The organism is Acinetobacter sp. CIP 51.11, assembly GCF_000369665.1.
Classification (GTDB): Bacteria; Pseudomonadota; Gammaproteobacteria; order Pseudomonadales; family Moraxellaceae; genus Acinetobacter; species Acinetobacter lwoffii_S.
The window spans coordinates 52,550-64,418 of record NZ_KB850129.1; the positions used below are offsets into that span (position 1 = coordinate 52,550).

The 11,869-nt window shown below is 41.0% G+C and carries 10 protein-coding genes; 1 reads left to right on the forward strand and 9 read right to left on the reverse strand.

Annotation, left to right across the window (positions count from 1 at the left end; genetic code table 11):
- Positions 1–294 precede the first annotated feature (294 nt).
- Positions 295–861, reverse strand: a complete 567-nt coding sequence (locus tag F894_RS04140) for an IS630 family transposase (RefSeq protein WP_155756638.1) — start codon at positions 859–861, stop codon at positions 295–297.
- Complete coding sequence (locus F894_RS04145; RefSeq protein WP_004973749.1) at positions 851–1,306, reverse strand: helix-turn-helix domain-containing protein; 456 nt, start codon at positions 1,304–1,306, stop codon at positions 851–853. Before F894_RS04145 ends, F894_RS04140 begins: the two co-directional genes overlap by 11 nt.
- Before the next feature lie 1,148 nt (positions 1,307–2,454).
- Between F894_RS04145 and F894_RS04155 the strand changes: the two genes are divergently transcribed.
- Positions 2,455–3,654: a PilT/PilU family type 4a pilus ATPase gene (locus F894_RS04155; protein WP_005246179.1), complete on the forward strand. Its 1,200-nt coding sequence runs from the start codon at positions 2,455–2,457 to the stop codon at positions 3,652–3,654.
- Between the two features lie 75 nt (positions 3,655–3,729).
- Here F894_RS04155 and F894_RS04160 read toward each other — a convergent pair whose 3' ends face one another.
- The 7 genes from F894_RS04160 to F894_RS04190 all read right to left on the reverse strand — a co-directional run bounded on the left by F894_RS04160 (position 3,730) and on the right by F894_RS04190 (position 11,837).
- Positions 3,730–4,905: an MFS transporter gene (locus tag F894_RS04160; RefSeq protein WP_005246181.1), complete on the reverse strand. Its 1,176-nt coding sequence runs from the start codon at positions 4,903–4,905 to the stop codon at positions 3,730–3,732.
- A 239-nt stretch (positions 4,906–5,144) separates the two neighbouring features.
- The gene (gcvH, locus tag F894_RS04165) at positions 5,145–5,519 is read right to left on the reverse strand and encodes a glycine cleavage system protein GcvH (RefSeq protein WP_004280423.1); all 375 of its coding nucleotides are present in this window, start codon (positions 5,517–5,519) and stop codon (positions 5,145–5,147) included.
- An 82-nt stretch (positions 5,520–5,601) separates the two neighbouring features.
- Positions 5,602–6,630 (reverse strand): AraC family transcriptional regulator, encoded by a 1,029-nt coding sequence (locus F894_RS04170; protein ID WP_005246182.1) that lies wholly within the window; start codon positions 6,628–6,630, stop codon positions 5,602–5,604.
- 459 nt (positions 6,631–7,089) lie between these two features.
- A complete protein-coding gene (locus F894_RS04175) occupies positions 7,090–8,943 on the reverse strand; it encodes an ABC transporter ATP-binding protein (protein ID WP_005246184.1) in 1,854 nt (617 codons plus the stop codon).
- Between the two features lie 226 nt (positions 8,944–9,169).
- Complete coding sequence (locus tag F894_RS04180) at positions 9,170–10,423, reverse strand: mechanosensitive ion channel family protein (RefSeq protein WP_034436448.1); 1,254 nt, start codon at positions 10,421–10,423, stop codon at positions 9,170–9,172.
- Positions 10,424–10,610: 187 nt separating this feature from the next.
- Positions 10,611–11,147, reverse strand: a complete 537-nt coding sequence (locus F894_RS04185) for a DUF2058 domain-containing protein (protein ID WP_004731139.1) — start codon at positions 11,145–11,147, stop codon at positions 10,611–10,613.
- Positions 11,148–11,162: 15 nt separating this feature from the next.
- Positions 11,163–11,837, reverse strand: coding sequence for a YoaK family protein (locus F894_RS04190; protein ID WP_004647063.1), 675 nt, complete (start codon positions 11,835–11,837; stop codon positions 11,163–11,165).
- Positions 11,838–11,869 lie beyond the last annotated feature (32 nt).

An 11,869-nucleotide genomic window follows, 5' to 3' on the forward strand; every position in this document is an offset into this window, starting at 1 on the left:
ATTTTAGCAGCACGGACCTGGGTAATACGATGATCTCTAACGTCTTGCAGAACTGCAAGACGTTGAATTTCTTTATCAGACATAGTGATCAGCATCCATATTTTATATCCAGTCCATGGTGATAAAAACCATCATAAACCAGACATTTTTATTGGTGAGAATATAGACACTTTAAATGGGTTCTAACAAGGGCCTTTCGTATAATCGCCATTATGTTAAATGGCACTAAGCATATTAATTTTGTCTATATTTACGATTATCAAATATGTTCATAAATATTAATGTAAGTTGTCATTAAAAAGTAAACATGTATTCTTTTCCGAATTGGTTTGATACTTTCTCCACCCATTGCTCTATTGTGTCAGCTGTCATGACTTGAAAATCTCGCCAATAATATTTCATCTGCTTCCATACCATCTCGATTCGATTTAACTCAGGGCTATAAGCTGGAATAAAATACAGATTCGTCGAAAATTTAGTTTTAAGTAGCTCTCTGTAATCAGCCATCTTTTTACTTTTATGAATCGAGGCATTATCAACAATAAGAACCAATGGAAGGTTATACGTCTGTTTAACTCGTTGAGCTATTCCAGTTAAATAGGCATAAAACCAAGTGCTTGTAACTGACTCTTGTAAACAACTTGTCACTAGTTTCCCCGTTGAAAGCAAACACCCCATGACATTAACTCGTTTTAATCTTATTGCATCAACCGCATGAACATCACCTATCTTTGTCCACACATAGCGGTTATCAGGTGTAGATGAAAACCCTGTTTCATCAACATAACCTAATATAATTTCACCACGTGCCGCTTGCTCTCGTAATTCTTCAATCTGCTGTGTTGCTTGTTCAAATGCAATCGGATCTCTTTTTTTTCAAGCTATGACGGGTACGCTTGAAGACCATACCTGAATCACGTAAAAACTTACGAATGGTTTCAACAGACACGGACACTTCGTATTCTTCATGTAGTTTGACTCGGATTTGTTCTGCATTGAGTGGACTTGTATTGACCCAATCTAGGATTTTCGCCTGATAGTCTGAGATCAATGTATTGGGCCGACCTGAGCGATGACCTTCTTTAATCGATTCAAACTCATACAATTCCCAACGTCGGCGTTGTAGCCTTATCGTTTCTGGGATACGTTCTTGTAGAGTGGCAACTTCCGCAACACTTTTACCTTCGGAAAGCCAGAGAATAGTTTGGGCACGTTGTCTTTCACGCCAATGTTTTGCATGCTTAGCCAGAAAAATGAGTCGTTCTCGCTGTTCTAAACTAAGTGGTACAGAAACAATTCGAGGCATGTGTGAACATCTGTTAACTAAAAAAAACCTTTTCGCATGATTAGTTACTTTTGTCAACTTAAAGAATACCATGAGGGCATATTGCAAACTAAAAGCAATAGCAGAAATATAAGGATGTGCGAAACTGTTTAAGTAGGTAAGAGTATCGCCTTTGCGCCATTCTTTATATGGTGGGAGAGGCTCATCATTAATAATAAACCAAGTCAGGTTCATTAGGCCTAAAGTAAAACAGAAAAATACAATGCCAAGCCAGCCATTGATAGATTGCTGGTTCTTATTTAATGTTGCATAATGCTGACGTATTTGTCTTACATATTTGGCTGGTAGTGGGTGTCTTAAATAATTAATAACAATAAGCCCAATCACGAAAAAATTACATATTGCAAAATAGTCATTTAGAAACTTATGTTGGCTTGAAATCGAAGAGTCAATTGTGGTCGGAAATAAGCCCTGAAATGAGAAATCAAAACTGACTATGACTAATGCGATTACAGTGGGTACAAGATAAAAATAATAAAATGGTGCTGTAACATCTAAATAATATAAAAAAAGCTGATTTTTTTTTCATAGTTTTTGGTGATTTCGTTTAAGTTTTCCTAAAATTAACATAATACACGTTATACGAAATTCTCTATTTTATTTTATATAAATCATATTTTTATAGTCAAATAAAAAGCCTAACTTAGCTGAATCGGGCTTTTTTAATAATTTACCAAGTTTCACGCCTGTTATTTGAGCAAAGTTCCACGATTTTGTTCAATTTTCATAAACATTATCCTATTTTTCATAATTCATTATTACATCTAATAGAACCGAAATTGGTACATAAAAAATAGGGGAGTTGGTAATCATAAAGAAAGAAAAATAACATTCTATATGTCGCAAATGACAAATAATGAATCGTCTAACAGAATTCAACCTTTAAAATTACAATCCTATTTTTTTGGCAGAGTTGCTTTAAAAAGCTTGAATACTTCTACTTAATTTAATTTTTATTGAAGCACATCACACAAATATTGGAAAATATTTTCTTTATAAATCAAATATATTTGAGCATATTTATAAAACGCTGCACAATGAAATCAAAATATATTGGCATAAATCTAAGATCAAGATTTGTGCAGTTGTGCATTTCCGGGGGAAAGAAAATGTTCACGGCAGAACTGTTGGACGAAGCAAAAAAATTCATGCATCACATGCTGACCAAAGTGGTGGAATATGGTGGCTCAGATTTATTTATTACGGCTGATTTTCCACCGAGCATCAAACATCAAGGCTTAATGAAACCTTTTGGACAGCAGGAACTCACGGCTGAAAAAACCAAGCTGTTTGCCTACAGCCTGATGAATGATAAACAGCGTAAAGAATTTGAAACTGAACTTGAATGTAACTTTGCCATTACTGTACCTGGCGTCTCCCGTTTCCGGGTCAATGTGTTCCAGCAACAACTTAATGTCGGTATGGTAATTCGTACCATTACTGCAGAAATTCCAAATTTCCAGAAGCTGAAATTACCGGAATCGCTGAAACATGTGATTATGGAAAAACGCGGACTGGTGCTGGTGGTCGGAGGAACCGGTTCGGGTAAATCAACTTCACTCGCAGCGATGATTGACTACCGTAATGAAAATTCGGCCGGGCATATCATTACCGTTGAAGACCCGGTTGAATATGTGCACAAGCATAAAAAATCCATGATTACTCATCGTGAAGTCGGAGTGGACTGCCATTCCTGGCACAATGCGCTGAAAAATACTTTGCGTCAGGCGCCAGATGTGATTCTGATTGGGGAAATCCGCGATACTGAAACCATGGAACACGCGATTGCTTTTGCTGAAACTGGACATCTGTGTTTGGGAACGCTGCATTCTAATAATGCCAACCAGACTTTAGACCGAATTATCAACTTTTTCCCGGAAGAACGCCGGAACCAGTTATTAATGGATTTGTCATCTAATATGAAGGCGATCATTTCACAGCGTCTAATTCGTACTCAAGATGGTAAAGGCCGTCGGGCAGCGATTGAAATCATGCTGAATACGCCATTGATTTCCGACCTGATCCTAAAAGGTGAGTTTCATGAGCTGAAAGCCATTATGGCTAAATCCCGTGAACTGGGCATGCAGACTTTTGACCAAGCCTTATTTGACCTGTATAACCAAGGTGCCATTTCCTATGAAGAAGCTTTGCGTAATGCTGATTCTACCAATGAGTTACGCCTGCAGATCAAGCTGAAAAGCAATCGTCAGGACAGTACTGCACCAGCTAGTGAAGCAACCCAATTCACCATGATGCAAGATCCAAAAGCGGATGAGAAAGAAGCAGAGAATACTTCGGTGTCAGAATAAACATTTACTCAAAAAATCACAGGCAGAATTTTCTGCCTGTTTTTATTTATCTTATTTATTATTCAATCCATAAAACTAGACGGTTTTACGTTGCACCACCAGCTTAAAATAAATAATACTGCTTAAGGTTAAAATACCGCATAGCATAAAAGCAAACTGATAACTGTAAGCTGTAATGATGGCACCAATCAGCAGTGAACCGATGGCAATCCCCAGATCATAAAAAGTATAAAAAGTTGAGGTTGCATAGCCAATTCGATGCTTGGGCGCACGTTGAATCGCCAAGGTTTGAATACACGGTTGCACACTGCCAAAGCCCACGCCAACCATGACTGCAGCCAGCATGAATCCCCATAAGGTCTGAATCTGGCTAAGTAAAAATAAACCCAAACTAAAAGCCACCAAGGCCGGATAAATCACATACTGCGGACCTTTACGATCATAAATTTTTCCGGTGATCGGCCGTAGGCTCATCATGGAAATGGCGAAAACCACAAAGAATAAACCCGCATAAGCCATTAAATCCTTGCTGGCTGCAAATGGCGCGATAAAGGACATAATGCTGGCATAAGAAAATGAAATTAGCATAGCCAGTACCGCGACAGGCAGCACTTTCTTTTCCACAAAATCATTCAGCTCAAGCGATGTTTTGTTGTTGGTATTTTCGATGATTTTTTCAGGCTCTTTGACCGGAATCAAAAAACAGAAGGCAAATCCGATAAAAACCAAGACGATCAATAGCATACTGACCTGAAAATAAGACCAGTATTCCATCAGGCTTAGACCTATTAACAGACCTAAGACAATCCCCAGATTAACCGACATGACAAAATAGCCCATGCCTTCACCTTTACGCTGCTCCGGAATAAATTGGTTCACCACAGGCACGCAAACTGTAGTCAATATACTGAACCAGATGCCATGGAAGAAACGGATGATAAACAGAATCGTGAGCTGATCTGCCAGCAGATAAGTAAGTGAAAACAGGCTAAAAAACACTTCTGAAATAATCAGGGTTCTACGTACCCCGAATTTTTCGATAATTAAACCGCTAAAAGGTTGCACTGCAATGGCAGAGACCATAAACAAGGTCATGGCCAGACCTGCCTGAGTCAGGTTGCCGCCTAATTCTTTTAAGATGTATATTGGCAAAATTGTGGTTTGTGCAAAATAGAAAATAAATAAAAATAGGTTGTTGGCCAAACAAAGCACAAATGACTTGGTCCATAGTGGCGCTGCAATGGCGTTCATGATTTTCCTAAAATGATATGCTGTAAGACGCTGGGCTCAGCATGGGAAATTATTGTTATAAATAAGCGCGAGCTATCTAGGAGCGAAGGAGATATGAGCAAGACTTTAAGAAAAATAAGTGAAAAATACAATGATATTTCATGATAAATGCATGAAATTTAATTTGAACTAGGAAATGCAACGCTTGATCTTTAATAAAAAAATCAGCCCGGAGGCTGATTTTTTAAAGTTAAAATGGCTTAGAGGCCAGCTTCATATTCTGTATTGGAAAGCAGCTTTTCGACATCTGCCATATTGTCTGGCTTGATTTTATAGATCCAGCCTTTGCCATATGGGTCATCATTAATGAAATCTGGATCATCTTCAAGATCAGGATTGATTTCAACCACTACACCAGACACTGGTGCATGAATATCGGAAGCTGTTTTTACTGATTCAACCACGCCAGCTTGTTCGCCCGCAGTAATATGTGAATCAAGATCTGGTGCTTCTACATAGACTAAATCGCCTAACGCATCCTGTGCATGGTCGGAAATACCGGTCACAACAAGATCACCCTCAATGCGCACCCATTCATGTGTACTTGCGTACTTTAATTCTGCAGGATGATTCATTGATAACTCCTTAAAAATCTTAAGATCATTTTTGACATGTTTTATACATTCTTTTTAAGCAAAACAAAAGGCTTATACTTCCTTATAAATAAGGATCTTTGCGCCAGTTGCTCGGGCTGCGACCACTCCAGCGTTTAAATGCCCTGCTAAAATTTGCGACATCACTATAACCCAGTTCATCGGCAATCTGTTCCAGAGTGAAATCTGTCCGGGATAATAACGAAGTGGCATGCCGGTAACGCACTTCATCGACCAGGGTAGAAAAGGAGGTGCCTTCGGCGGCGAGTTGACGTTTTAAGGTGCGGTCAGACATGTGCAAGCGATCCGCCACACTTTCAATACTGAGATAGTGTTGCTCAGCATGGGTCAATATATCCCGGACACGCATGGCAATCCGATGCCGTTCACCCAAGGCAGAAAGTTCCGTTTCACACTGGTTAATCGCAATCTGGCTGGCAATCGGATCGGCATGCACCAGCTTGTTCATCAGGTAGCTTTTATCAAAGCTCAGAATTAAATGCGGTTGTTCAAAACGGAACTGATGGGTGGGGAACTTCGCCATAAAGCGTTCAAAATCTTCCGGCTTCTTAAAATCGAAGTCGATTTCTCCTGTCGCATCAGTAACACCTGTAATGGCCTTGGCCATACTGATCAGTCCAATCATCAAGGCAATGGAAATTTCGGTGCGCAGAGGTTCAAGCTGAATATCGGTTTGCAGCTGTACCGTGGCTTTGGCACCAAAGGTCGAGAAAAATAGTTGCAGGAAGGGTAAGCGAAGTTGAATAAATCGATTCGCCAAGACCAGCGCATCGGTAATATTATTCGCCGTCATAATCGCATAGCCAATAAAGCCATGAATCGAGATCCGCATCTGTGTGCCGAGATGATAGCCCAAGGTCGGTTCGCCGGTCAGTTTCAGGGCATATTTCACCAGTTCGTTGGCGACAGGGGTTGGAATACGAAAATCAGGATCTGCCAACTGTTCACTAGTCAGGCCAAAAGGTTGGAAAAGCGACTCATTATTATAACCCCAGCGGGAAATGACATCGAGAAGCAGGAGACCGTAAACACCTGGAATTCCTTGGTCTTGGCGTGGAGCAATTGTTTTCATGCGCGATCCGTTGCACTCATTCAAATTTTTTTATTTATAAATAGATATTGGCATGAAGCCACCAAATTTTTCATTAAAATTGTTGGACAAAATTTTGGCGATTGTGATTCTGCCACTGGCAGATTAGCCTGAATTCAGCATTAAAATCAATTTAAACCACATAATTTTATTGATGAAATTAAAATTATTTTATTGAATAAGTCGCATCCCAGCATCTGTTTGCTCAGGACAGGACGATTGGTCTAGTTTTATTAATCATTGAACAGGACTTCTTCAGAGAGCTTTCAGAACTAGAGAGAGATGTCATTTCATAAGATACCAGATAGATGGCAACTTGCTGTTCATCTGTAGAGAAAATTTTACAAAGAAAGGTCTGGGCAAAGTTTTCCTTTTTCCAGACCTGTTCAATATTAAGGACGAGCAAATCATTAGAAGTTTTGAAATCTTCTAGAGATCATATTATTCATGATCTTTTGATGCTTTGACCTGTTGCTGAATCAGCATGCCACCAGTTTGACGCTGCCAAAGTTGGGCATAGATGCCATTTAATGCCACCAGTTCATCATGCGTGCCTTGCTCGGCGATTCGACCTTGATCCAGCACAATCAGACGATCCATCTGGGCAATGGTCGACAGGCGATGCGCAATGGCAATCACGGTTTTACCTTGCATTAAGTCGTCCAGACTGTTCTGAATGGCGGCTTCGACTTCAGAATCCAGCGCACTGGTCGCTTCATCCAGAATCAGAATCGGCGCATCTTTCAGGAATACACGTGCAATTGCAATTCGCTGACGCTGTCCGCCGGAAAGTTTCACGCCACGTTCACCGACATAGGCTTCATAGCCTTTTTTGCCACGCAAATCCGTCAGATTGGGAATAAACTCTTCCGCTTTGGCTTTACGCACAGCTTCAAACATCTCTTCATCAGTCGCATCCGGACGACCATATTTAATGTTTTCCGCGACCGTGCGATGTAGCAGCGAGGTATCTTGAGTCACTAATGCAATGTTCTTGCGCAAACTGTCCTGAGTGACCTCATCAATATCCTGACCATCGATTAAGATACGACCCTGATTGATATGATAAAAATGCAGCAACAGTTGAATCAAGGTAGATTTCCCGGCACCTGAACGGCCGACAATACCAATCTTTTCGCCTGGGCGAATGGTCAGATTAAACTGATCAATCACGTTTTTATCATTATAGGCAAAGCTGACATTTTCGAATTTGATTTCACCATGATTGAGCTGTAGCTCTTTGGCACCCGGTTTATCTTCAATGGCAATTTTTCGGCCTAAAGTTTTCATACCATCCTGAATGGTACCGACATTTTCAAACAGGGCAGAGGTCTGCCACATCATAAATTCGGCAATACTGTTCAGTTTCAGTACCATTGCCGTGGTTGCAGCAATAATGCCCAGCTCGGCCTGACCTTCCATCCACAGCCAGATCGCGGTACCCAGTACGCCACCATATAACACTACACTCAGCAGTAAAATACTGATTTCGTATTGGGCACCCAGACGCATCTGTTTATATACCGTTACCATAAATTCCTGCATAGAGGTCTTGGCATACTGGCTTTCACGACCGGCATGAGCAAATAGCTTGACGGTCTGAATATTGGTATAGGCATCCGTAATACGCCCGGTCATGACGGCACGAGCATCCGCCTGGGCATTGGAAATTTTGCTCAAACGCGGAATGAAATAACACGCTGCACAGATAAACAAGGCTAGCCAGACCATCAATGGAATGATCAGCAAGGGTGAAATTGCACCCAAAACAATATTGATGGTGATGAAATAAATCAGCACATAAGCCAGCATGTCACCCAGAATCACCCAGAATTCGCGTACTGCCAGAGCGGTTTGCATGACTTTGGCCGATAATCGTCCGGCAAAATCGTTGTGGAAAAAATCCAGGCTTTGTTTCATCAGCAGATTATGAAAGCGCCAGCGTAAACGCATGGGAAAGTTGCTATACAGAATTTGATGCTTAATCAGTGATTGTGCGCTGGCGAAGAAAATATTGGCCAGCAGAACAATACTCAGTAAGGTTAAATTACTGGCATGTTGCTCCAGAAAAGTATCGGGCTGGCTTTTACTGAGCCAGTTCACCAGCTCACCAATTTTTGAATACAGTAAGGCTTCGAAGCTGGCAGCACCGGCGGTACACAGCACCAGAATCAGTAAATAACGGCGGACTCCATAGGCTGCCTGCCAGACAAATGGAAAAAACTTGGTCGGTAAAGGTTGATTCAGATTTTTGGTGGGATAGGGGTCAACCAGTCTTTCAAGCCATCGAAACATTATCGTACTCTTATCATGCATTTTGCTTTTCGGGAATTATAAAGGATTCTGTTTTTTTAAGCCCGTAATTGGGTGAAATTGCCACAAAATGATTCACTCAATTAAAACTTAGATTATAAAAATTAAACTAAAGCCAGATTTATGCCAGTCAGGATTTAAACAGATGATGAAATAAAAAAGCCTGAAATGCAGCAGCATCTCAGGCTTGAGATTGGATGACTTGTGTTTAAGTAATAATGGAAGACGGTTGAGTAAATGCTTCCTTTAAATCAAGACCTGAAGGCGCTTGATAGACCTTTAATCCAAATTCCGGAATAATCGCCAGCAGATGATCCATGATATCCGACTGGATATTTTCATACTCCACCCAGGCGGTGGTATTAGTAAAGGCATAAATCTCTAATGGTAAACCCTCACTGGTTGGCTGCAATTGGCGCACCATCAGGGAATGATTTTTACTAATGCCCGAATGTTGTTGCAGATAAAACTCTACATAGGCACGGAAAGTTCCCAGATTGGTGAGACGGCGCTGGTTATACTGCGAATGATGACTCAGTTGCAGATTAAATTGTTCCAGTTCCTCTGATTTGGTATTCAGGTATTGATCCAGCAGAATAAAATTTTTCAGCTTGTTCTGTTCTTCAGCCGACATAAAATGTACGCTGCTTTGATCAATATGAATCGAGCGCTTGATCCGACGTGCACCGGCTTCCTGCATACCACGCCAGTTTTTAAAGGTATCCGTCACCAGTTTATTGGTCGGAATGGTGGTCACCGTTTTATCAAAGTTCTGTACCGTAATGGTATGTAATGACATATCAATGACATCGCCGTCCGCATTCAGCGAGGGCATTTCGATCCAGTCGCCAATACGCACCATGTCATAAGATGAAATCTGAACTGACGCCACCAGCGACAAAATGGTATTTTGAAAGACCAGCATCAACACCGCGGCCATGGCACCGAAGCCAGCCAGCAAGGTAAAGACATCCTTTTTCAGGAAAGTGCCGAGAATCATCAGACCACAGACAATAAAGATAATTAGCTTGACCAGCTGCAAATAACCTTTGATCGGTTTGTTACGTGATTTGGGATTACGCTGATAAACCAGGTTAAAAATATTCAGTAATTCACCAAGAGCCAGGGCAATCGTCAGGAAGATAAAAGCCTGTGCACCCATTTGCACAAAGGATTCAACCTTGTCAGATAAATGCGGTACCGTGGTAATCCCGTTCATGATCACGACTGCCGGAACAATATTGGCAATCCGGCGAATCACGCTATGCTCAGCAAAAATCTGATTATTGGCAAAAGGCATTCTGGAAATCAGTTGACGTATTCCGCGTACCACAATCTGTTTGGCAAATAGATTGGCAAGAATCGCCAGTAAAATCACAATACTCAGTGAAGATAGCATTTCCAGCCATGGGTACTGATCTGCCCATTCTTGAATATTCCGAATAAAATTAAACTGTTCCAAACGATCTTTCTCTTTAATCAAAAATTTAGGTCAAGTTTATAGTTTTGGATCAGATTTTTTAATATTGGATAACTTTTTAAAACATATCTATTGGTCAGAATCATTCAATAAAAGCGCATAAAAATGAAAAAACCGGCGAATTCGCCGGTTTCTGATCTTCAATATTTCAGTAATGATAGCGCGATGCTTACCACATCAAATCATCAGGAATAACATAAGCTGCATATGGATCTTCTTCATCAGTGGTTTCTTCATTTTTCTCTGAATTATTCACAATGATAAAGCCCTGCATTTTCGCATTGATACGATCTGCCAGAGCTTTAGGCAAGAAAGCATAGCTGTCATTTTCACGTGCAATCACCAGACTGCCTGCCACCAACGCATTATAGATTTGCTGGTTTAAATAAACTTTTTTGATTTTGCTGTCATCAATGAACTGATACACCGCATCGCCGTCAGTATCACGGATTTTGTGCTGATTAATCATTTGCATGATTGCGGCTTTGAGTTCTTTTTCCTGCAAAGCTGCTTTTTTCTCTTGCTCAATCGCCTGATCTTTAGCCATTTTTTGCTGTTTGTCTTGTTCAATCTTGGCCTTGATTTCAGCCTCGGTACCGTCACCGGTGCGTTTTTCATGCACAGCCTGTTTAGACAGTTTTTTGGCTTTTTTATTATCGACCAATCCTGCCTTTAACAATTGTGCCTGCAATGCATTTTTAACCATGAGAATGTCCAGATATTAGTCGTGTTGATGTCGATAACGTAAATAAATCACCCAATACGTGAGACTGAGAACCAGACTCAGCACTGCCGGGATCAGGAATGCATTTAATTTTAAATAAGGATATAGCCAGCTGGCAAGAATGCCACCGCTTAAAAAACCGAGCAAAATAAGCAAATGCAGAACCACGCGTCGTGATTCCACCTCTAAACCGCGCAAACGGTAGCCCATCGCCAAGCCGAGGTCGGTCAGTACGCCAGATAAATGCGTGGTGCGAATGATGGCACCTTTATAATGGCTGACCATGGCATTTTGCACCCCCATGGCAACACAGGCCCATAACAAGGCGTAGCGCGGGAAATAGGGCAACAATAACCAGCAGATCAAAATAAAAATAGCCACCAGACTTAAAGGGTAACCATAAAGTTGCCCTAGGCGAAAGTGACTATTTCCAAGAATGAGTCCGCTATAGGATGAACCAATGACATAGCAGAGTGTGACCAAAAAGAGATACAACATCTGTTCTGGTTGCCAGTTTAGCAGGGCCATGGCCAGCATGCTGACATTACCGGTCATATGTGAAACAGACTGGTGCAGTACCGTCACCAGCCCCAGGACGTTAATCATGCCGGCATTGACCGCAAGAAAAAACGCCCCTAATTGTACCCAGGTAGGTAAACGCTGTAATGGCATAACAACATCATTGGCTAAACATATTGATTAAT

Coding starts and splice junctions, on each gene's coding strand:
- F894_RS04145 (WP_004973749.1), bottom strand. CDS start 1,306: ATGCCTCGAATTGTTTCTGTACCACTTAGTTTAGAACAGCGAGAACGA.
- gcvH (WP_004280423.1), bottom strand. CDS start 5,519: ATGAATCATCCTGCAGAATTAAAGTACGCAAGTACACATGAATGGGTG.
- F894_RS04190 (WP_004647063.1), bottom strand. CDS start 11,837: ATGCCATTACAGCGTTTACCTACCTGGGTACAATTAGGGGCGTTTTTT.
- F894_RS04155 (WP_005246179.1), top strand. CDS start 2,455: ATGTTCACGGCAGAACTGTTGGACGAAGCAAAAAAATTCATGCATCAC.
- F894_RS04175 (WP_005246184.1), bottom strand. CDS start 8,943: ATGTTTCGATGGCTTGAAAGACTGGTTGACCCCTATCCCACCAAAAAT.
- F894_RS04160 (WP_005246181.1), bottom strand. CDS start 4,905: ATGAACGCCATTGCAGCGCCACTATGGACCAAGTCATTTGTGCTTTGT.
- F894_RS04185 (WP_004731139.1), bottom strand. CDS start 11,147: ATGGTTAAAAATGCATTGCAGGCACAATTGTTAAAGGCAGGATTGGTC.
- F894_RS04170 (WP_005246182.1), bottom strand. CDS start 6,630: ATGAAAACAATTGCTCCACGCCAAGACCAAGGAATTCCAGGTGTTTAC.